The organism is Rhizobium sp. TAL182, from assembly GCF_002117725.1.
GTDB classification, from domain to species: domain Bacteria; phylum Pseudomonadota; class Alphaproteobacteria; order Rhizobiales; family Rhizobiaceae; genus Rhizobium; species Rhizobium esperanzae.
Genome location: NZ_CP021024.1, coordinates 4,302,039 through 4,323,782 on the forward strand (window position 1 = coordinate 4,302,039; position 21,744 = coordinate 4,323,782).

Here is a 21,744-nt window from a genome sequence, read left to right on the forward strand (position 1 = left end):
GATCTGCATGCCGCTCAAAGGCGGCGTCTTCAAGGCGTTGCGATCGGCGCGCGAAAAGCAACGGCGTTGATGCCACCGTGTTTCCGCCAAAGCGGCCACATCAGAAATATATGGCGCTCCTCTCAGCGGTCGAGGATGTCGCCCTCGGTCGGCACGAGGATTTCTCGTTTGCCGGCATGGTTGGCCGGCCCGATGATGCCTTCCTTCTCCATGCGCTCGATCAGCGAGGCGGCTCTATTATATCCGATACCAAGCCGGCGTTGGACGTAAGAGGTCGAAGCCTTGCCGTCGCGCAGCACGATGGCGACGGCCTGATCATAGGGATCTTCCGAATCCGAAAGGTTCGACGTGCCGGCCGGACCGCCGCCGCCATAATCGCCATCCTCGTCGTCATCGGCGGTGATCGCATCGAGATATTGCGGCGAGCCCTGCGTCTTCAGGTAGGAGACGATCTCTTCCACCTCGACATCCGAAACGAACGGGCCGTGAACGCGCTGGATGCGCCCGCCGCCCGCCATGTAGAGCATGTCGCCCATGCCGAGCAGCTGTTCGGCGCCCTGTTCGCCGAGAATGGTGCGGCTGTCGATCTTCGAGGTGACCTGGAAGGAGATGCGGGTCGGGAAGTTCGCCTTGATCGTGCCGGTGATGACGTCGACCGACGGACGCTGGGTCGCCATGATCACGTGGATGCCGGCCGCACGCGCCATTTGCGCCAGGCGTTGCACCGCGCCTTCGATGTCCTTGCCGGCGACCATCATCAGATCGGCCATCTCGTCGATGATGACGACAATATAGGGCATCGGCTTGAGGTCGAATTCCTCGGTCTCGTACATGGCTTCGCCGGTGTGGCGGTCGAAGCCGGTCTGCACCGTGCGCGAGATCACTTCGCCCTTCGACAGCGCCTGTTCGACGCGCGTGTTGAAGCCGTCGATGTTGCGGACGCCGATCTTCGACATCTTCTTGTAGCGCTCTTCCATCTCGCGCACGGTCCATTTGAGCGCGACGACGGCCTTCTTCGGATCGGTGACAACAGGCGAAAGCAGATGCGGAATGCCGTCATACACCGAGAGCTCGAGCATCTTCGGGTCGATCATGATCAGCCGGCACTGTTCCGGCGTCATGCGGTAGAGCAGCGACAGGATCATCGTATTGATGGCGACCGATTTGCCCGAACCGGTGGTGCCGGCAACAAGCAGGTGCGGCATCTTGGCGAGGTCGGCGATGACGGCTTCGCCGCCGATCGTCTTGCCGAGCGCCATTGCGAGCTTGGCCTTGCTGCCGTCGAAATCCCGCGACGCGATCAATTCGCGAAGAAAGACGGTCTCGCGCGTTTGGTTCGGCAGTTCGATACCGATCGCATTGCGGCCCGGCACCACGGCGACGCGGGCGGCGATGGCGCTCATCGAGCGGGCGATATCGTCGGCCAGGCCGATGACGCGCGACGATTTGATGCCGGGCGCCGGCTCCAGTTCGTACAGCGTGACGACGGGGCCCGGGCGGACATGAATGATTTCACCCTTGACGCCGAAATCCTCCAGCACACCCTCGAGCATGCGGGCATTCTGCTCCAACGCATCGGCCGACAGTGTTGAATCGCGCACCACGTTCCGTGGCTCGGCGAGCAAGTGCATCGAGGGAAGCTGGAAACCCTCGGGACGAATGAACGAGCCCTGCGCTTCCCGCTCGACACGGGCACCGGGCTTCGGACGCGTGATCGCCGGGACAACGCGAGGCTCCGGCTTGGCGGTGGCTTTTGCCGGCGCACGGATCATCCAGTCGTCATCATCGTCGTCGGGCAGAATGTCGGCCGGACGCGGCGGCATGTCGGCATCGAAAGGCGGATCGTCGTTCTCATCCTCGTCATCGATGGAAAGCGACGGCGCAGCGACGACGCGCCGCGGCGAAGCCGCCCTTGCCGCCATTGACGGCTCCATCGATGGCTCCAGGCGCTCGCCGCGGACGGCCGGCGCTTTGGCGCGGACCGGTTCGTTCAGCGTGCCGAATTCATCGTCGTTGAAATCATAAGGCGATTCGAAATCGCCCTGGCGTCGTTGGCGCGGTCCCATGCCGAAGAGCCGGCGCAGCCGGCCCTGGCTCATGAACCAGGCATGCGTCATGGCCCCGCTGAGCGCAACCCAGCGCGATTCGTCCTCGTCCTCGTCTTCGTCTCCGACCACCCGCGCCTTGCTTGTTGTCTCGACGTAATCGTCCTCGATTTCGTCATCGGCGTCACTGCGGCCGACGAGGCCTGACGCGAAGAGCATCATCCACGCGGTCGGCACAGCAAAAATGCAGCCAACGGCCATGGCGAAGGTGCCGGTGGGATAAGCGCCGACGAAGAGTGCGGGAAAGCGCAGGATCATGTCGCCGACGACGCCGCCGATACCGTTCGGGATCGGCCAGGTGAGCGGCGGCGGAAAACAGCCGATGACGGCGGAAGACAGAATCGAACCGGCAAGCCAGGCGCCGATGCGGGCGGGAATGCGGTTGAAGCTGCGGCCCGAGATCATCGTCAGCGCCCAGGCGACGATCGGCAGCATCGACACGACGCTGGCAAGCCCGAGGAACTGCATGACGATATCGGCAAAGGCAGCGCCGCTGTAGCCGAGGATATTCGTCGGCAGGTTGGCGGTGGCGTAGGAATAGCTCGGATCGGCGACGTTCCAGGTCGCCAGTGCCGCGACGCAGAACGCCAGCAGCAGAAAGATCGCAAAGCCGATGAGCGCCTGGATCTGCCGCAGCATGAATGCCGAGAAGGAGAACCGATCCGGACGGCCATCCATCGCCGGCGACGTGCTTCTTGCCATGTGTCTAACCCGTCCACTGCCTGGGGGCATGCGAATCACCGAAGCTTCGCCATGCCAAAATGCGTCCGCTCTACCTAACCAGAACGGGGTTAAAGCGATGTTAACCATGCCTGCCGGGAGGCGCATCCAACCCCAGAAAAGAAAAAAGCCCGAACCTTGGAAGGTCCGGGCCAAATGCGGCTTATGGTTAGATAGGCCGCGACGGGCCGTGAAGCGGCGCCCGTCTGCGGGCGCCGCAAACTTTATGATCAGGAGGCGTGGTAGGCGGCTTCGCCGTGGGTCGAAAGGTCGAGACCTTCGCGCTCGGCTTCGACGCTCACGCGCAGGCCGATGACGACGTCGACGATCTTGTAGAGGATCGCCGAACCGATGCCCGACCACAGGAGGGTCGTGAGAACGCCCTTCGCCTGGTTCAGGACCTGGGTTGCCGTGCCGGCATAGGTGGCGGCGAAATCAGCCGTCGAATAGTCGACGATGCCTGCACCGCCCAGCGCCGGGTTGACGAGGATGCCGGTGCCGAGAGCGCCGATGATGCCGCCGACGCAATGGACGCCGAAGACGTCCAGGCTGTCGTCATAGTTGAACTTGTTCTTCACGACATCGACGAAGAAGTAGCAGATCGGCGAGACGACGAGGCCGAGAACGATCGAGCCCATCGGACCGGCAAAACCGGCGGCCGGGGTGATGGCGACGAGACCGGCGACAGCGCCGGAAGCGCCGCCGAGCATCGAGGCCTTGCCGCGGGCGAGGCTTTCGACGATGCACCAGGACACGGCAGCGGCAGCCGTCGCGACGAAGGTGTTGATCATCGCAAGCGATGCGTAGCCATTGGCTTCGAGGTTGGAGCCGGCGTTGAAGCCGAACCAGCCGACCCAGAGCAGCGAGGCACCGACCATGGTCAGCGTCATCGAATGCGGAGCCATGATTTCCTTCTTATAGCCCGTGCGCTTGCCGAGCATGATGGCGCCGACAAGGCCGGCGATACCGGCATTGATGTGAACGACCGTGCCGCCGGCAAAATCGATTGCGCCGTAAGAGAAGATCAGGCCGGCCGGTGCGCTGTAGGAGCTCGGGCCGCCCCAGAACCAGACCATGTGCGCCATCGGGAAATAGATGAAGGTGACCCACAGCACGACGAAGAGCATGACTGCCGAGAACTTGACGCGTTCGGCGAAGGCGCCGACGATCAGGCCGGGCGTGATGCAGGCGAAAGTCATCTGGAAGACGATGAATGTGTATTCCGGAATGGCGACGCCCTTCGAGAAGGTTTCGGCGAGCGACGATGTGTTGACGCCGGCAAGGAAGGCCTTGGAGAAGCCGCCGATGAAGCTGTTCAGCGAGCCGCCGTCGGTAAAGGCGAGCGAATAGCCGTAGGTCACCCAGATCAGCGACACGACAGCCGTGATCATGAAGACCTGCATCAGCACGGAGAGCATGTTTTTGGCGCGCACGAGACCGCCGTAGAAAAGGGCAAGGCCGGGGATGGTCATCAGAAGGACGAGCGCCGAGGAGACGAGCATCCAGGTATTGTCACCCTTGTCCATGGTGAAGGCAGGAGCAGCGGCGGCAGCGGCTGGCGCAGCAGTCTCCTGCGCAAAAGCGACGGCCGGCGCAAGAAGCGCGGCCGATGCTGCGCCGACGCGCGCAAAGGTGGAAGAAAACTTCGAGATTGACATTGGAAAAAGCTCCTTGATCTGCCGTTCTTACAGCGCTTCTGAATCGGTTTCGCCCGTACGGATGCGCACGGCATGGTCGATCGAATAGACGAAAATCTTGCCGTCACCGATTTGGCCGGTCTTGGCCGACGCCGCGATGGCTTCGACCGCCCTGTCGACAAGTTCGGATGCAACCGCGATTTCGATCTTGAGCTTCGGCAGGAAGCTGACGGCATATTCGGTGCCGCGATAGATTTCGGTATGTCCCTTCTGGCGCCCGTAGCCCTTCACTTCGGTTACGGTCAGGCCCTGAATGCCGATCGCCGTAAGGGCTTCGCGGACCTCATCGAGTTTGAACGGCTTGATTATAGCCATCACAATTTTCATCTGGTTTCCCATCCTTCGTTATCCTCGGCGCGGAGCCGACTCTCCTTGCCGCTGACGTTCCTGAACAGCGACCGGCGATATACATTCAAAGGACGTGCCAGATTCGAAGCCGAAGTTAACCTATTGAAAAATAAATGTTATAATTAGGAGCGCCAATAAACAGGCAATTGACCGAGCAATAAGCGCACAAATAATGCGCAAATTTGTAAATATGCCTGTTATTTATTCATTTGCCTTTTTCCGAATCAATCCTTCTTGCGCGACGGATGCGATCAGCACACCCGTTCGCGTGAACAGGCTCCCGCGGGTTAATCCCCTGGCGCCCGACGCCGAGGGGCTGTCCTGCGTATAGAGCAGCCAGTCGTCGAGTTTGCAGGGCCGGTGGAACCACATGGAGTGATCGAGACTTGCCACCTGCAGGCTCTGGTCGAAGATGGACGTTCCGTGGGCATAAAGCGATGTATCGAGCAGTGTCATGTCTGAGAGATAGGCAAGCACCGCAGCCTGATAGAGCCGGTCATCGGGAACCGGACCGGTGGCGCGCACCCAGACGTCCTGCCGGGGGTCGAGCTTCCTGTCGGAAAAATAATGGGTCAACGAGACGGGGCGGATCTCGATCGGCCGCTCGCGCTCCCAGTATTTCCGGATCGCATCCGGCGCATGCGCGAGATATTGCTCCTTGATCTGCTGTTCGCCGAGTAGTTCTTCGGGCATCGCCACCTCGGGCATGGCGATCTGGTGGTCGAAGCCCGCTTCCTCCACCTGGAAAGAAGCCGACAGCGCGAAGATCGCCTTGCCGTGCTGGATCGCGACGACGCGCCGAGTGTTGAAGCTCGATCCGTCGCGGATGCGCTCCACCTGGTAGATGATCGGCACCGAGGGATCGCCGGGGCGCATGAAATAAGCGTGTAGCGAGTGCACGAAGCGCTCGGCCTCAATGGTGCGTTGCGCCGCCATCAGCGCCTGGCCGATCACTTGGCCGCCGAAGACCCGCTGCCAGCCGGCCTGCGGACTGCGGCCGCGGAAGATATCGACCTCGATCGGCTCCAGATCGAGCGTCGCAAGCAGCCTCTCCATCGCCGACGGTCCGTTTGTTTCGCGCGTCATTTTGTATGTCTCCCGGCGGTAGGAAGTGAAGTTGCGATGATCTATATAGATCACATCTGAGGCACAAGGTACGGGAGCGGCGTGATGCTGGATATGCTGGTTGTGGGCGGGGGCTATGTCGGCCTTTCCGCTGCCGTTGCGGTCAAGCAGGCAGCACCGCATCTGAAAGTCTCGGTGGTCGAAGCCGCACCCGAGCATGTCTGGAAAAACGATGAGCGCGCTTCCGCCGTCATCGCTGCCGCCGCAAAGATGCTCGAAATCTTCGGCATCTGGACCGAGATCGAGCCGGAAGCTCAGCCGATCACCAAGATGATCGTGACCGATTCCCGAACCTCCGATCCGGTCCGCCCGGTTTTCCTGACCTTCGACGGCGAGGTGGCCGAAGGCCGGCCTTTCGCTCACATGATTCCGAATGTCGCCATGGTCGCAGCGCTTCGCGGCGCCTGCGAACGGCTCGGTATCGACATACGCCACGGACTGAGCGCGACCGAACTCAAAACCCACGACAGCCATGCCGGCGTCACGCTTTCGGACGGCAGCACCCTGGAATCCCGGCTGGTGGTTGCCTGCGACGGCGTGCGCTCGAGACTGCGCGATCTCGCCGGTATCAGGACCGTCACCTGGGACTACGGCCAGTCCGGCATTGTCGCGACCGTCGAACATGAGCGGCCGCATGACGGCTGTGCCGAGGAGCATTTCCTGCCGGCCGGCCCCTTCGCCATCCTGCCGCTCCGGAACAACCGCTCCTCGCTCGTCTGGACGGAACGCACGCATGATGCCGACAGGCTGGTTGCCGCCGACGATCTGATCTTCGAGGAGGAACTGGAACGCCGCTTCGGCCATAAGCTCGGAGCGCTGAAGGTCATCGGCGACAAACGCGCCTTTCCGCTCGGCCTGACGCTTGCCCGCTCCTTTGTCGCTCCGCGTCTGGCGCTGGCCGGCGACGCCGCGCACGGTATCCACCCGATTTCGGGACAGGGCCTCAATCTCGGCTTCAAGGACGTGGCGGCGCTCGCCGAAACGATCGTCGAGGCCGACCGCCTCGGCCTCGACATCGGCTCGATCAACATCCTCGAGAGTTACCAGACCTGGCGGCGCTTCGACACCTTCCGTATGGGAGTGACGACCGACGTGCTGAATCGGCTTTTCTCTAACGACGCAATGCCGATCCGTATCGCTCGCGATGTCGGTCTCGGCATCGTCGACCGGCTGCCGCGCCTCAAATCCTTCTTCATCAGCCAGGCGGCCGGAACAGCGGCAAAGGATAATCCGCGGCTGCTGGCCGGCCAGACGATTTAGCCAAATTCGGCGAGGCTATTCGTCGAGGCGGCGGGCCTCGGACACCAGCATGATCGGAATGCCGTCGCGGATCGGATAGGCAAGCTGCGCCTTTTCCGAGACGAGCTCATTATGTTCGCGATCATAGGAAAGCCGGCCCTTGGAGAGCGGACAGACCAGGAGCTCCAGCAGTTTCGGATCGACGCGGCTCAGTTTTTCGTCCATGGCCGCAGTCTACTGCAGAACCGTATCGGAGTCACCGAAGACCCGCGCCAGCACGATTTCGGTAATGGCGATCAGCGTCTCGGCCCGTGTCTTCAGGTCCGGCGCCTCCAGGAGCGCCTGCTTTTCAGCCGGCCCGAACGGCGACATCATGGCGAGTGAATTGACGAGCGTCAGGTTGCTGGCCCGCTCGACGCTCTCCCAGTCGGCCTCCAGCTTATTGGCATCGAGATAGGCCTTGAAGGCGGTCAGCAGCGCCATGCGGTCGACCGCCTCCTCCTCGTTCTCAGCCGAGAGATCGGCAATGAAGGGTGCGATGCGGAAGGTGCGGAAGGGATCGCTGGTCACCTTCTCCTCCAGGAGCCGGAAGCGGCAGACGCCGGTCAGCGACACGATATAGCGTCCGTCGCCGGTCTCGGCAAAGGAGGTGATGCGACCGAGGCAGCCGACGGCGGCAAGATTGTGCTCGCCGCCCTTGTCCTCATGTTCGCCGAGTGCCGGCTGGACCATGCCGATCAGCCGGTTTCCGGCAAGTGCTGCATCCAGCATCGCCAGATAACGCGGCTCGAAGATGTTGAGGGGAAGCTGCCCGGCGGGCAGGAGGAGGGCCCCGGTCAGGGGGAAGACAGCGATCGCATCAGGCAGATCGCCCGGCTTCAGGTATCTGGCATTACCGACTTGCATGAAACCGTCCCGCATTCTGGCAGACGGGCATGCCCGTCCTGACGAGAATGTGGTGCCCCCGCCCAAAAACGCAAGGGCGAATATTCATCTTAAGAGAACAGCATCGCCGAAAGCTTGCGCCGGGCGGCAACCGTTGCCGGATCCTTGAAACCCCAGACCTCGAAGAACTGCAGCAGTTGCCGGCGGGCGCCGTCATCGTCGAAGGTGCGATCCTTGCGCATGATGAGAAGCAGATGTTCGGCGGCTTCCTCCCGCCGGCCTTCGACATTGAGGATCTTGGCGAGCTTCAGCCGCGCCTCGTGATGATCGGGATTGGTCGCCAGCTCCCGCTCGAGCGCCACGGGATCGCCGAGCTTGCGCGCCTCCTCGATCTGATCGAGCTTCTTCAGCACCGCCTTAATGCCGGCGTCCTTCGCAAGCTCCTCCGGCAGATCAGTCAGCGTTTCGCGCGCTCGCTGATGCTGGTTTGCGGCGATCATGCATTCGGCCATTCCGGCAAGCGCCTTGGCATTCTCGGGATCGGCCTGCATGACGGCGCCGTAGAGCTGCGCGGCCTCGTTGATGTTGCCGGCAGCGAGCAGCTCCGCCGCCTCAGTCAGCACGGCTTCGATTTCGGCCGCCTCATCGGCACCGGCAGGCCCGGCGATACGGTCGATGAACTGAGTGATCTGACTTTCCGGTACCGCGCCCATGAAGCCATCTGCCGGACGGCCGTTGACGAAGGCAATGACGGCAGGAATCGACTGGATGCCGAGCTGGCCGGCAATCGAGGGATGGTCGTCGATGTTCATCTTGACCAGCCGAACGCGGCCCTTGGCCTCGTTGACCACCTTCTCCAGGACTGGCGTCAGTTGCTTGCAGGGACCGCACCAGGGCGCCCAGAAATCAACCAGCACCGGCTGATTGCGCGACGCCTCGATAACGTCCTTGCCGAAATTCGCAGTCGTCGTGTCGGTGATGTAGCTGCCGGTCGCAGCCGCCGCTTCCGGCTGAGCGCCGAAGCTTGCCGTTGCCGACATCTGATTTCCGAAGGAACCGTTATAGGGGTTGTTGCTGCCGCTCATAGGTATCTCCCGCCGCGCCGATCCTGCCGGCATCATTGTAGCGCTAAAATCGTATGTCAGGACGTCACTTTCAAGACAAGCGGCTTATGTCCGGTCGCTTCCATGAAACGAATGAGGTCGCCGCTCGCAATCGATGTCGTCGCATCGTTTGTGAGCGGATGGCAGTTGACGATCTTCTCTTCCATCAGATCGGCATCGAGCACGAAGGTGACCTTTGCTTCGCGATCGTTGATCGCGCCGAAGGCGGTGACCGCCCCCGGAATGACACCGAGATATTCCATCAGCTTCTCTGCCCTGCCGAAGGAGACCCGGCCGGACCCGCCGATGATGGTGTGAACCTGCTTGAGGTCGACCTCGGCATTCTCCTCCACCGTCAGCAGAAAATACCGGTCCTTCTTGTCCTTGATGAACAGATTCTTGGTGTGGCCGCCGGGGATTTCATCGCGCAGCGCAACCGATTCGGCCACGGTGAAAACAGGCGCATGATCCACTGTCTTATGGGCGATGCCGAGCCCGTCGAGGAAGGCGAACAATTCTTCTCTTGTCTTGGGGGAATTTTCGGGCATTGGACGATCCATCGGCGTGTAAGGGAAAAGTCGAGGCGTCCTGATTAAGTCCGTCCACAATGTTTGGCAATCTTCGCAACCGACGCTCTGCCCCCGTTTTGCGGCCTTTCCGCGCCGCTTGTGCGAACATCGCAATTTTTCTTCGCTTCTCCGTCATTTCCCTGTTGCAATTGAAAATCCGTTAGGCCATATAGCGCCCGTCGCCACGAGGCGGCGCCCACGGTCCAACGACTACCCCGGACCGATGCGGATTGAGCGGGTGTAGCTCAGGGGTAGAGCACAACCTTGCCAAGGTTGGGGTCGAGGGTTCGAATCCCTTCGCCCGCTCCAGTTTCTCTCTTGGTCTATCCCGAGACACAGGTAACAGTTTGTCCTAGGGCATAGGTACAAGCTCGTGCCGAATGGGTTGTCGCTGGTCTGCAGTGCCCTGTTCCGAATCGATATATCCAAGATCGTGGCGCAAGAAGCTTACAAGCCAAATGCGGCCGTCGAGCTGCGTGAAGCCGAGCCTCTGACCGGTCGTGACGACTGAGATGTTGACCTTCTTGCGATGGATGCACAGACGGCCGCAGGCGCGACGCGAGGTGCCATGCCTTCGAAGCGGTGTTGCCCGTTAGCCAAAAAATAACGCTCCCTCGTAACCACTCCTAAAGCCGGTTTTGGCAACCTTGAACCTATCGATATTTGCCTGCAATTTTTCCGCTGGGGTTTGTTATGAGTCACAATAGGGACGCCTGGGTCAGCCAGCGCGCTTATTCGCTGTGGGAATCCGAAGGCAGGCCGGAAGGCCGCGGTGAAAGCCACTGGATGCAGGCGCTCAAGGAATTCGAGCAGCTGGAATTGACCAAAGCCTCGCCCGACGGAAACGACCTTATGGAAAAGCTGAAGGCGGCCGGGCGGCTGATGCGGGTCTATGACCGGCCGGTCCCCGCCGCCGAGAACGACCTGCAGCTGAAAGCGGCGCGTTAAAACCTTTTCCTGTCAGATTGAAGCAGTCACCCCGCCCGGAGGTGGCAATGTGTCGTCCTGATACTATTGGCGGGCAGCCCAGCCGAGGCCGCGCCGCAGGATGAGCGGCATATAGGGATGGTCGAACTCGGCGGCGACATGGCCGAGAGCGGAATAGAAGATGCGGCCAGCGCCGAAATGGCGTTTGAAGACGACGGGCATCACCACATTGCGCGCCGCCGGATCGTAGGCGCCGGTGAAGGTGGTGGTCGCCAGGATTTCGACCGTGGGATCGTAATGCAGGTAATATTGCTCCGAATGGTAGTCGAAGTCGGGAATGCCCTCCATGATCGGATCGTCCTGGCGGGTAATAGCGACGCGGAAGTCGATGATGTTGCCGGGATGAGCGACCCAGGTAACGCCGGAGACGTAGCGGAACGGCGCGCTTTCCTTGAAGGAGGTGGCGAGCGCGCCGTGATGGCCGGCAAGCCCGAGACCTCCGCGCACGGCCTCGACCAGGGCGCTGGCATGGGGCTTTTCCAGCGTTCCGCCGGTGATGATGGGCACCAGCAGATCCGCCTTGGCCAGGCTCGGAGATCCGAATATGCCGAGATCGCCGGTCACCTCCACCGCAAAATCGTCCTCGCGCAGGAGATCGGCGACGATATGGGCGCATTGTTCCGGCTCGTGGCCCTGCCAGCCGCCCCAGACGATCAATGCCTTCCTCATTCCCGTTCTCCCTGGCTGATTGCTGCGGATCGTTGATCATCGCCCGATGATACAAGCCGCTTAAATCGGGCGGTCGTGCAAATCACGCGAATAATTGATCGACTTCCGTTTCGGCCAAATCGCAAACCCGCCGGTTTCGGCATTTGACGTATTGTCCGCTCGTGCCGATCGCAGTTCCTTCTTTTTATTGACGTCTATCTCGTCTAGGTTTCTTCCATCTCTCACTGATGATTAAGGGTGGTGCATGGCAGGTGAAACGGTTCTTGTGGTCGGCGGCGCCGGTTATATCGGCTCGCATACGTGCCTCGACCTGGCGAACAAGGGCTATAGGCCCGTCGTCTTCGATAATTTTTCAAACGGCCATCGCGAGTTCGTCAAATGGGGGCCGGCGGAAGAGGGCGACATTCGCGATCGTGCCCGGCTGGACGAGGTGCTGGCCAAGCACAAGCCGGCGGCCATCCTGCATTTCGCGGCGCTGATCGAAGTCGGCGAATCGGTCAAGGATCCGGTTTCCTTCTATGAAAATAATGTGATCGGCACTTTGACGCTGCTTTCGGCAGCGCAGGCCGCCGGCATCAACGCCTTCGTCTTCTCCTCCACCTGCGCCACCTATGGCCTGCCGCAGAGCGTACCGCTCGACGAGACGCACCGCCAGGTGCCGATCAATCCCTACGGGCGGACGAAATATATCGTCGAACAGGCGCTTGCCGACTACGACCAGTACAAGGGCCTGCGCTCGGTGGTGTTGCGTTATTTCAATGCGGCCGGCGCTGATTTCGAAGGGCGGATCGGCGAATGGCACCAGCCGGAAACGCATGCAATTCCTTTGGCAATCGACGCCGCCCTCGGCCGTCGCCAGGGTTTCAAGGTGTTCGGCAGCGACTACGAGACGCGCGACGGCACCTGTGTGCGCGACTACATCCATGTGCTGGATCTTGCCGACGCGCATGTGCGCGCCGTCGAATATCTGCTGAAGGGCGGCGATTCCGTCGCGCTCAACCTCGGCACCGGCACGGGCACGACGGTCAGGGAATTGCTCGGGGCGATCGAGGACGTATCGAACCGGCCTTTCCCGGTCGAATATATCGGCCGGCGCGAAGGGGATTCGCATACGCTGGTCGCCAACAACGACAAGGCGCGCGACGTGCTCGGCTGGGTGCCGCAGTACGATCTGTCCGAGATCATAAGTTCCGCCTGGAACTGGCATGCAAAATCCAACCAGCATTGAGCCAAGCAGCATTGAGCCGAAACGCCTTGAGCAGCTCCGCCGGCCCAATATTCTGCTGATCACCGCGGACCAATGGCGTGGCGACTGCCTATCGGCGGTCGGTCATGCTTGTGTGAAAACACCTGAAATCGATGCGCTGGCACGCGAAGGCACGCTCTTCCGGCAGCATTATGCCGGGGCGGCCCCCTGCTCGCCGGCCCGGGCCACGCTCTATACCGGCCTTTATCAGATGAATCACCGCGTCTGCCGCAATGGTTCGCCGCTCGACGCGCGCTTCGACAATCTGGCTCTGGCGGCCCGGCGGGCGGGATACGACCCGACGCTGTTCGGCTATACCGACACGGCGCCCGATCCGCGCGGCATGGATGCGGCCGACCCGCATCTGACCACCTATGAAGGCGTGTTGCCGGGTTTTACCGCTCGCCAACTCCTGCCCGAGCATGAGCGGCAATGGCTCTCATGGCTCAGGTCACGTGGCCATTTGAACGCCGTCAGCCGCGACATCCATATCCCCATCGGTGCGCAAGCCGGCGAAATTTCCGATGCTGCGCCAGCCTATTCCAGCGATGTGACCCAGACCGCATTCCTGGCCGGCGAGTTCATTCGCTGGATGGGCGAACAGGACCGGCCGTGGTTTGCGCATGTCTCCTTCTTGCGTCCGCACCCGCCATTTTCCGTGCCCGCGCCGTTCAACCGAATGCACAAACCGGATGACGGGCCGGCCTTTGCGCGTGCGGAAAACCCCGAAGCAGAACAGGAAGCTCATCCCTATCTCGCCTACGCCATGCCGCTCTCCGACAAGGGCAGCTTCATTCCCGGGACGCAAGGACCGCTCAGCGCCTGGAGCAGCATGGACTTCGCGGCGATCCGAGCGATTTATTACGGGATGATCTCAGAGGTCGATGCGCAGCTCGGCCGGATCTGGCAGGCGCTGAAGGATGCGGGCGCCTGGGAGAATACGCTCGTCGTCTTCACCTCGGACCATGCCGAGATGGCGGGAGATCACTGGACGCTCGGCAAGGGTGGCTTCTTCGATGGCAGCTACCATATCCCGCTGATAATCCGCGATCCCGCAAACGCTGCGGCCGGCAGGATCGTTGACGATTTCACCAGCGCTGCGGATATTTTTCCCACGCTTTGCGAAAGGCTCGGCATCGAGCCAAAGCACGGGCTCGACGGCCGGTCGCTGATGCCGTTCATCAGGGGCGAGCGCGCGGAAGTCTGGCGCGACGCGATATTCTGGGAATTTGATTTCCGCGACATTGCCAAAGGTGAGGCGGAACGGCATTTCGGGCTGCGGCCGAATCAGTGCAATCTCGCCGTGATTCGCGACGATCGGTTCAAATATGTGCACTTTGCCGCACTGCCGCCGCTGCTCTTCGATCTCAGCGACGATCCGATGGAGCTCGACGATGTCGCGGCGGATCCGGCCTATGCAGCGATCCGACTTGAATATGCCGAGAAGTTGCTCTCGCTGAGAGCGCGGCATCTCGACCAGACGCTTGCCTATACCGAGCTGACGGAAAAAGGGCCGGTGACGCACCGACCCCGGTAGAGCATTTCCGTCTTCTTCGAATGACGGCAATGCTCTCTATTGGTCAATTCCCAGCAAAACCGCTGTGCGCTTTTGCCTTGAATCAACCGAGATAGTCGCGCTTACCGATCGGTGCGCCCTGGTTGCGCAGGATGGCGTGGGCGGTGGCGACGTGAAAGTAGAAGTTCGGCAGGGCGAAGGTGGTGATATATTCGTCACCCTGCAGCACGATGCCGCTCTTGCCCGGCAGAGTGATCTGGCGGCTTTCCGCGCCCTCCAGCGCTTGCGCCGAGAAAGTGGCGAGATAGGCGTCGGTCTTTGCCAGGCGCTCACGCAACTGCTCGATCGTCGTCTCGTTATCGTCGAACTTCGGCGCGTCGGTTGCGGTCAGACGAGCGAGCGTGAACTTGGCGCTGTCGCTGGCCCGCTGATATTGGCCGGCGAGCGGCAGCATGTCGGGCGCAAGCCGGGCGGAGACGAGTATGGCGGGATCGATATTCTTTTCCTTCGCATAGGCTTCAGCCTTGTCGAGATAGGTCGTCAGGCTGGCGAGGCCGCGCTGGAACATCGGAACGGTAAGGCGATAGATCGAAATGGACATCAGTCCTGTCTCCAAAATCTTCAATGGGCGGCCGCGGTGGATGTCGAAGGGCCTGCGGCGGTGAGCCTGTCTTCGACCATTCCATAGATGGAGGCTGCCCACTTCGTGCGCAATGCCGTCGAACGCGTGTGCCACGCGCAATTCCCTTGCATTGCCCCATCAATATCCCGAGTGCCGCTAAAGAGAGACTTGACGTCGCTCCCAGAAAATGGAATGAATATTCCGCATAACAAATTTTACGGTTTGTTTGTTCCGTTTTCGGAACGTCGCGGGAGAGGCGGCGCAGCAAATTGCGGCTTCAGGGCAGATGCCTGGAGCTCCGGCGTGAGGAGGGTGCAGCCGGGCACCGCTTTGTGGAGGAAGTAAAAATGAAAAAGTTTATCCTGGGCACTGCGATGGCGCTCGTCATGTCGACGGCCGCCCACGCGGAAACGGTTGGCGTGTCGATGGCGAAGTTCGACGACAACTTCCTGACCGTTCTGCGCAACGGCATGACCGATTATGCAAAGACGCTTTCCGGCGTGACGCTGCAGGTCGAAGACGCGCAGAACGACGTTTCCAAGCAGCAGAGCCAGATCCAGAATTTCATCGCCTCCAAGGTCGATGCAATCATCGTCAACCCTGTCGATACCGATGCGACGACGGCGATGTCCAAGCTTGCCGCCGATGCCGGCATTCCGCTGGTTTACGTCAACCGCCAGCCGGTCAACGTCGACACGCTTCCGGAAAAGCAGGCCTTCGTCGCTTCCAACGAGCAGGAATCCGGCACGCTGGAAACCAAGGAAATCTGCCGTATTCTCGGCGGCAAGGGCAAGGCCGTCGTCATCATGGGCGAGCTTTCCAACCAAGCTGCCCGCATGCGCACCCAGGACGTCCATGACGTCGTCAAGACCGATGAATGCAAGGGCCTTGAGATCGTCGAAGAGCAGACGGCCAACTGGGACCGCACCCAGGGCGCCGACCTGATGACCAACTGGCTCTCCAGCGGCATCGAGTTCGACGCGGTGATCTCCAACAACGACGAAATGGCGATCGGCGCCATCCAGGCACTGAAGGCAGCCGGCAAGGATATGAGCAAGGTCGTTATCGGTGGCGTCGACGCCACCCAGGACGCGCTTGCCGCCATGCAGGCCGGCGATCTCGACGTCACCGTCTTCCAGGACGCGGCCGGCCAGGGCAAGGGCGCTCTCGACACGGCGCTCAAGATCGCCAAGGGCGAAAAGACCGAGAAGAAGGTGTACATTCCCTTCCAGCTCGTCACGCCTGAAAACGTCAAGGACTTCGTCACCAAGAACTGAGACGAGTGCCAACAGGATGCGGGCTCTGCCCGCATCCTTTCCGCCTGTCCGTATCCGGAGGAGATGATATGGCCGTCAGCCCGACAACCATGGCCGCCGTGCGTGCGAGCGGCGCAGTTCCGAATGCGGAATATCTGCTGAGCGCCGAGGGCGTTCGCAAGGAATTTCCCGGTGTCGTCGCCCTCGATGACGTGCAGTTCCGGCTGAAGCGCGCCTCCGTGCATGCGTTGATGGGCGAAAACGGCGCCGGCAAATCGACATTGATGAAGATTCTCGCCGGCATCTATACGCCTGATAAGGGCGATATTCGCCTCAAAGGGGTCGAGATCCAGCTGAAATCTCCGCTCGATGCGCTGGAGAACGGTATCGCCATGATCCATCAGGAACTGAACCTGATGCCGTTCATGACGGTTGCCGAAAATATCTGGATCCGCCGCGAACCGAAGAACCGCTTCGGTTTCATTGACCATGGGGTAATGCACAGCATGACCGAGGAGCTGTTTGCGCGGCTCAATATTGATATCGATCCCGATATCGAAGTCCGGCACCTCTCGGTCGCCAACCGGCAGATGGTCGAGATCGCCAAGGCGGTTTCCTATAATTCCGATGTCCTCATCATGGACGAACCCACTTCGGCCCTGACGGAGCGCGAGGTCGAGCATCTTTTCCGTATCATCCGCGATCTCAGGTCCCAGGGCATCGGCATCGTCTACATCACCCATAAGATGAACGAGCTTTTCGAGATCGCCGACGAGTTTTCCGTGTTCCGCGATGGCCGATATATCGGCACGCATGCCTCGACCGACGTCACCCGCGACGACATCATCCGCATGATGGTCGGGCGCGAGATCACCCAGATGTTTCCGAAGGAAGAGGTGCCGATCGGCGAGGTCGTGCTCTCCGTCAAGGACCTCTGTCTCAAAGGCGTCTTCCGCAATGTTTCCTTCGAGGTCAGGGCCGGCGAGATTCTCGGTGTGGCAGGTCTTGTCGGCTCCGGACGGTCGAATGTCGCCGAAACGCTGTTCGGCGTGACACCGGCAAGCTCCGGGACGATCGAACTGTTCGGCAAGCCGGTGACGATTTCCTCGCCGACCGAGGCCATCCGTCACCAGATGGCATTCCTGACGGAGGACCGCAAAGACACCGGCTGCCTGTTGATCCTGGATATTCTGGAAAACATGCAGATCGCCGTCCTGCAGGACAAATTTGTCAAGGGTGGTTTCGTGCAGCAGGGCGCACTCGAGGCAACCTGCGAAGACATGGCAAAAAGGCTGCGCGTGAAAACCCCCAATCTTTACGAGCGGGTGGAAAACCTTTCGGGCGGCAATCAGCAGAAAGTGCTGATCGGGCGCTGGCTGCTCACCCATCCGAAGATCCTGATCCTCGATGAGCCGACGCGCGGCATCGATGTCGGTGCCAAGGCGGAGATCCATCGGCTGGTCACGGAAATGGCGCGAAACGGCGTGGCAGTTATCATGATCTCATCCGAAATGCCCGAGGTTCTCGGCATGAGCGACCGCATCATGGTCATGCATGAGGGCCTGGTGACCGGTTTCCTCAATCGCGATGAAGCAACGCAGATCAAGGTGATGGAGTTGGCTGCGCGGTAATGCGCAGCTTGCGATCGCCTAAGGGAGGTTTGATATGAGTACCAAGGCAGCAGAGGGTACGGCCCCGCTCGCAACCCGGCAGAGACGGCGGCGTATGCCGCCGGAACTCAGCATCTTCCTGGTGCTTGTCGGCATCGCGCTCATCTATGAAGCGCTTGGCTGGATGTTCATCGGCCAAAGCTTCCTGATGAATTCGCAGCGCCTGACAATCATGATCCTGCAGGTCTCCGTCATCGGCATCATCGCCGTCGGCGTCACGCAGGTCATCATAACAGGCGGCATCGATCTATCATCGGGCTCGGTCGTCGGCATGACGGCAATGATCGCAACAAGTTTCGCTCAGTCCTCCACCTGGGGGCGGGCCGTCTTCCCTTCGCTGACCGATCTTCCGGCGCTCGTGCCCATCATGATCGGTCTGCTGATCGGAGCGGCGGCAGGTCTGGCGAACGGCGCGCTCATCGCCTATACGAAGATCCCGCCGTTCATTGCAACGCTTGGCATGTTCGTTTCCGCCAGGGGTGTTGCCAAGTGGTATACGAAGGGACAGCCGGTTTCCGGCATCACCGAGCAGTTTCATTTCATTGGAACGAAGGCGTGGCCGGTTGTCGTCTTCCTCGTCGTTGCACTGATCTTCCATATCGCGCTGCGCTACACCCGCTATGGCAAGTTCACCTACGCCATCGGCGCGAACCCCCAGGCCGCCCGCGTTTCCGGTATCAACATCGAAGCGCACCTCGTCAAAGTCTATGTGATTGCTGGATTGCTCGCTGGTCTCGCCGGCATCGTCACGGCGGCACGCGCGGAAACCGCGCAGGCAAGCATGGGTGTCGGATATGAGTTGGACGCGATCGCTGCGACCGTCATCGGCGGCACCTCGCTCACCGGCGGCGTCGGGCGCATCACCGGCACCGTCATCGGTACCATCATTCTCGGCGTCATGACCTCGGGCTTCACCTTCCTCAGGATCGACGCCTATTACCAGGAGATCGTCAAAGGCTTCATCATCGTCGCGGCCGTCGTCATCGACGTCTACAGACAGAAGAAGCGCCGCAAGCACTGACGACGGCCATGTGATTTGATAATTTTGCGGGGGCTTCGGCCCCCGTTTCCTTTTTGATGATGCTCCACGATGCAGATCACCGAAAAAAGAGGTGGCGAATTTCGTCATCTTTTCTATTCTGCCGCTTATTGGCCCGTTCGGGCAGCGCAGGAAGACAGATGCAATTCGTATTTGACGGCCACAACGACGTTCTCCTTCGACTCTGGACCCATTCAAAAGACGGCAGCAACCCGATCGCGGAATTCGCAGAGGGCACGACGACCGGCCATATCGATGCGCGCCGGGCGAAAGAGGGCGGTCTTTCCGGCGGCCTCTGCGCCATCTACATTCCTTCGGGCGATCTTGTCTTCGCCGATCCGGATGCCGATGGCTGCTACATCACACCGATGGCGGCCGCTCTCGATCCGCTGCCGTCCCTCGCCATCGCCACCGAAATGGCGGCGATCGCGCTGCGGCTCGACCAGGCAGGCGCCTGGCGGCTATGCCGAACGGTGAAGGACATCCGCGCCGCCATGGAGGACGGCATCTTTGCCGCCGTCATGCATATGGAAGGCTGCGAAGCGATCGGCCCGGATCTTTCGGCTCTCGAAGTATTCTATGCAGCGGGACTGCGATCGCTTGGCCCGGTCTGGAGCCGGCACAACGTCTTCGGTCACGGCGTGCCCTTCGCCTTCCCGATGTCGCCGGATACGGCGCCCGGCCTGACCGAGGCCGGTTTCGAGCTGGTGCGGGAGTGCAATCGCCTCGGTATCCTGATCGACGTTGCCCATATCACCGAAAAAGGCTTCTGGGACGTAGCGAAGACGACGGACCAGCCGCTGGTCGCCAGCCATTCCAATGCGCATGCGCTGACGCCGGTCGCGCGCAACCTCACGGATAGGCAGCTCGACGCGATCCGCGAAAGCCGGGGGCTCGTCGGGATCAATTATGCGACGGCCATGCTGCGTGACGACGGCCGTTCGGACAGCGATACGCCGCTTGCCGACATGATCCGCCACATCGACTATCTGGTGAACCGCATCGGCATCGACTGTGTGGCGCTCGGATCGGACTTCGACGGCGCCACCATTCCTGAGGAAATCGGCGATGCGGCCGGCAATCAGAAGCTGATTGCCGCTCTCCGGGAGGTTGGATATGGTGAAGCCGACCTGACGAAACTTGCCCGTGAAAATTGGCTTCGTATTCTGGCGCAAGCTTGGCGGGAGGACCGCGCCTAAAGTGCCACGTGCCTCTGGACGCTCTGAAAACGGACAATAGTTTTAATGGGATATGACCGACAAAACACTTCGTAATCAATCAAGAACAGGGGAACAGACCATGATGATCACCAAGCTCAGCCGCAATTTCCGCCTGCTTTCCGCAGGAGCCGCCCTTTCGCTCCTGATGATGACGGCACCCGCCGCCTTTGCCGAAACGCCCAAAGACACGCTTGTCGAGGGTTTGGCCATCGACGACATCATCACCATGGATCCCGGCGAAGCCTTCGAGCTTTCGACGGCGGAGATTACCAGCAACAGCTACAGCCTGCTCGTCCGCCTCGATCTTGCCGATACATCCAAGGTGAAGGGTGATCTTGCCGAGAGCTGGAGCGTCTCGGATGACGGTCTCACCTATACGTTCAAGCTGAAACCCGGTATGAAATTCGCCTCCGGTAATCCGATCACCGCCGAAGACGTCGCCTGGTCCTTCGAACGCGCCGTCAAGCTCGACAAGAGCCCGGCGTTCATCCTCACCCAGTTCGGCCTGACCGGCGACAATGTCACCGAAAAGGCCAAGGCGACTGATGCCAACACCTTCGTCTTCACCGTCGACAAGGCCTATGCGCCGAGCTTCGTGCTCAACTGCCTGACGGCGACCGTCGCTTCCGTCGTCGACAAGAAGTTGGTGATGGAACATGTGAAGGCGGTGACGCCGGATGCCGAGCACAAATACGACAATGATTTCGGCAACGAATGGTTGAAAACCGGCTATGCCGGCTCCGGCGCTTATAAGCTGCGCGAATGGCGGGCCAACGAAGTCGTTGTGCTCGAGCGCAACGACAACTATTACGGCGACAAGGCCAAGCTCAACCGCGTCATCTACCGCTACATGAAGGAAAGTTCGGCCCAGCGGCTGGCGCTGGAGGCCGGCGATATCGACATCGCCCGCAATCTCGAGCCCGGCGATATCGACGCCGTGTCCAAGAATGCCGATCTCGCAACGACAAGCGCACCGAAGGGCACGATCTACTACGTCAGCCTGAACAACAAGAACGAGAACCTGAAGAAACCCGAGGTCCAGGAAGCCTTCAAATATCTGGTCGACTATGATGCGATCGGTGCGACCTTGATCAAGGGGATCGGCGAGATCCACCAGACCTTCCTGCCGAAGGGCCAACTCGGCGCGCTCGACGAGAACCCGTACAAGCTCGACGTCGCCAAGGCCAAGGAGCTGCTTGCCAAGGCTGGCGTTCCGGACGGCTTCTCGGTGACGATGGACGTGCGCAATACGCAGCCGGTGACAGGTATTGCCGAATCCATGCAGCAGACGCTGGCGCAGGCCGGCGTAAAGCTGGAAATCATCCCCGGCGACGGCAAGCAGACGCTGACCAAATACCGCGCCCGTACCCATGACATGTATATCGGCCAGTGGGGCTCCGATTATTTCGACCCGAATTCCAACGCCGATACCTTCACCAGCAATCCGGACAATTCCGATGCCGGCACGGTGAAGACGCTCGCGTGGCGCAACACCTGGGAGACGCCGGAACTCGATAAGATAGCCAAGGCCGCACTTCTCGAACGTGACAATGCCAAGCGTGCGGCAATGTATCAGGACGTCCAGAAGAAGTTCCTTGCCAACAGCCCCTTCGTCATCATCTTTCAGCAGACCGAGGTCGCCGGGTATCGGAAGAACCTGAAGGACTTCAAGCTGGGGCCGAGCTTCGACACCAACTTCGTCGGCCCGATCGCCAAGGAATAATCCGG

19 protein-coding genes and 1 tRNA gene are annotated in these 21,744 nt (G+C 60.8%); 10 read left to right on the top strand and 10 right to left on the bottom strand.

Going from position 1 to position 21,744, the window contains the following annotated elements; all coding sequences use genetic code 11:
- Positions 1-122 precede the first annotated feature (122 nt).
- The 4 genes from Tal182_RS21440 to tesB all read right to left on the bottom strand — a co-directional run bounded on the left by Tal182_RS21440 (position 123) and on the right by tesB (position 5,956).
- Complete coding sequence (locus tag Tal182_RS21440; protein ID WP_085860673.1) at positions 123-2,807, bottom strand: DNA translocase FtsK; 2,685 nt, start codon at positions 2,805-2,807, stop codon at positions 123-125.
- Between the two features lie 248 nt (positions 2,808-3,055).
- Positions 3,056-4,483, bottom strand: coding sequence for an ammonium transporter (locus tag Tal182_RS21445; protein ID WP_064811531.1), 1,428 nt, complete (start codon positions 4,481-4,483; stop codon positions 3,056-3,058).
- A gap of 27 nt (positions 4,484-4,510) precedes the next feature.
- Positions 4,511-4,861: a P-II family nitrogen regulator gene (locus Tal182_RS21450; protein WP_003543684.1), complete on the bottom strand. Its 351-nt coding sequence runs from the start codon at positions 4,859-4,861 to the stop codon at positions 4,511-4,513.
- Between the two features lie 210 nt (positions 4,862-5,071).
- Positions 5,072-5,956 carry an acyl-CoA thioesterase II gene (gene tesB, locus Tal182_RS21455; RefSeq protein WP_064805557.1) on the bottom strand — a complete coding sequence of 295 codons (885 nt, stop codon included), beginning with the start codon at positions 5,954-5,956 and terminating at the stop codon, positions 5,072-5,074.
- Positions 5,957-6,040: 84 nt separating this feature from the next.
- On the opposite strand from tesB, the gene Tal182_RS21460 reads away from it, so the two are divergent.
- Entirely contained in the window at positions 6,041-7,255 is a 1,215-nt protein-coding gene (locus Tal182_RS21460; RefSeq protein WP_085860674.1) for a ubiquinone biosynthesis hydroxylase, read from the top strand.
- Between the two features lie 15 nt (positions 7,256-7,270).
- Here Tal182_RS21460 and Tal182_RS21465 read toward each other — a convergent pair whose 3' ends face one another.
- From Tal182_RS21465 to Tal182_RS21480, 4 genes are all read right to left on the bottom strand, one after another.
- Positions 7,271-7,459: a Trm112 family protein gene (locus tag Tal182_RS21465; protein WP_003567459.1), complete on the bottom strand. Its 189-nt coding sequence runs from the start codon at positions 7,457-7,459 to the stop codon at positions 7,271-7,273.
- A 9-nt stretch (positions 7,460-7,468) separates the two neighbouring features.
- Positions 7,469-8,155 carry an LON peptidase substrate-binding domain-containing protein gene (locus Tal182_RS21470; RefSeq protein WP_170965840.1) on the bottom strand — a complete coding sequence of 229 codons (687 nt, stop codon included), beginning with the start codon at positions 8,153-8,155 and terminating at the stop codon, positions 7,469-7,471.
- A gap of 74 nt (positions 8,156-8,229) precedes the next feature.
- Positions 8,230-9,204: a thioredoxin gene (gene trxA, locus Tal182_RS21475; RefSeq protein ID WP_085860675.1), complete on the bottom strand. Its 975-nt coding sequence runs from the start codon at positions 9,202-9,204 to the stop codon at positions 8,230-8,232.
- A 56-nt stretch (positions 9,205-9,260) separates the two neighbouring features.
- Positions 9,261-9,770, bottom strand: a complete 510-nt coding sequence (locus tag Tal182_RS21480) for a prolyl-tRNA synthetase associated domain-containing protein (RefSeq protein ID WP_085860676.1) — start codon at positions 9,768-9,770, stop codon at positions 9,261-9,263.
- A 255-nt stretch (positions 9,771-10,025) separates the two neighbouring features.
- Between Tal182_RS21480 and Tal182_RS21485 the strand changes: the two genes are divergently transcribed.
- Positions 10,026-10,100 (top strand) — tRNA-Gly (locus Tal182_RS21485).
- Positions 10,101-10,484: 384 nt separating this feature from the next.
- Positions 10,485-10,739: a DUF2934 domain-containing protein gene (locus Tal182_RS21490; protein WP_085860677.1), complete on the top strand. Its 255-nt coding sequence runs from the start codon at positions 10,485-10,487 to the stop codon at positions 10,737-10,739.
- A 63-nt stretch (positions 10,740-10,802) separates the two neighbouring features.
- Here Tal182_RS21490 and Tal182_RS21495 read toward each other — a convergent pair whose 3' ends face one another.
- Positions 10,803-11,447 (bottom strand): ThuA domain-containing protein, encoded by a 645-nt coding sequence (locus tag Tal182_RS21495; RefSeq protein WP_085860678.1) that lies wholly within the window; start codon positions 11,445-11,447, stop codon positions 10,803-10,805.
- Positions 11,448-11,691: 244 nt separating this feature from the next.
- Between Tal182_RS21495 and galE the strand changes: the two genes are divergently transcribed.
- Positions 11,692-12,675, top strand: a complete 984-nt coding sequence (gene galE, locus Tal182_RS21500; RefSeq protein WP_064811536.1) for a UDP-glucose 4-epimerase GalE — start codon at positions 11,692-11,694, stop codon at positions 12,673-12,675.
- Complete coding sequence (locus tag Tal182_RS21505; protein ID WP_085860679.1) at positions 12,653-14,230, top strand: alkaline phosphatase family protein; 1,578 nt, start codon at positions 12,653-12,655, stop codon at positions 14,228-14,230. Before galE ends, Tal182_RS21505 begins: the two co-directional genes overlap by 23 nt.
- Before the next feature lie 82 nt (positions 14,231-14,312).
- Here the strand turns inward: Tal182_RS21505 and Tal182_RS21510 are convergent, their stop codons facing one another.
- Positions 14,313-14,810 (bottom strand): DUF1993 domain-containing protein, encoded by a 498-nt coding sequence (locus Tal182_RS21510; RefSeq protein WP_085860680.1) that lies wholly within the window; start codon positions 14,808-14,810, stop codon positions 14,313-14,315.
- 368 nt (positions 14,811-15,178) lie between these two features.
- Here Tal182_RS21510 and Tal182_RS21515 point away from each other — a divergent pair, with 368 nt between their 5' ends.
- The 5 genes from Tal182_RS21515 to Tal182_RS21535 all read left to right on the top strand — a co-directional run bounded on the left by Tal182_RS21515 (position 15,179) and on the right by Tal182_RS21535 (position 21,739).
- Positions 15,179-16,108 (top strand): sugar ABC transporter substrate-binding protein, encoded by a 930-nt coding sequence (locus tag Tal182_RS21515; protein WP_064805574.1) that lies wholly within the window; start codon positions 15,179-15,181, stop codon positions 16,106-16,108.
- A 68-nt stretch (positions 16,109-16,176) separates the two neighbouring features.
- On the top strand, positions 16,177-17,718 hold the full coding sequence (locus Tal182_RS21520) for a sugar ABC transporter ATP-binding protein (RefSeq protein WP_064805576.1): 1,542 nt from the start codon (positions 16,177-16,179) through the stop codon (positions 17,716-17,718).
- A 34-nt stretch (positions 17,719-17,752) separates the two neighbouring features.
- Positions 17,753-18,778 carry an ABC transporter permease gene (locus Tal182_RS21525; protein ID WP_064805578.1) on the top strand — a complete coding sequence of 342 codons (1,026 nt, stop codon included), beginning with the start codon at positions 17,753-17,755 and terminating at the stop codon, positions 18,776-18,778.
- A gap of 158 nt (positions 18,779-18,936) precedes the next feature.
- Positions 18,937-19,995 carry a dipeptidase gene (locus Tal182_RS21530; RefSeq protein WP_085860681.1) on the top strand — a complete coding sequence of 353 codons (1,059 nt, stop codon included), beginning with the start codon at positions 18,937-18,939 and terminating at the stop codon, positions 19,993-19,995.
- A gap of 100 nt (positions 19,996-20,095) precedes the next feature.
- Positions 20,096-21,739 carry an ABC transporter substrate-binding protein gene (locus tag Tal182_RS21535; RefSeq protein WP_064805582.1) on the top strand — a complete coding sequence of 548 codons (1,644 nt, stop codon included), beginning with the start codon at positions 20,096-20,098 and terminating at the stop codon, positions 21,737-21,739.
- The last annotated feature ends 5 nt before the right edge of the window (positions 21,740-21,744 follow it).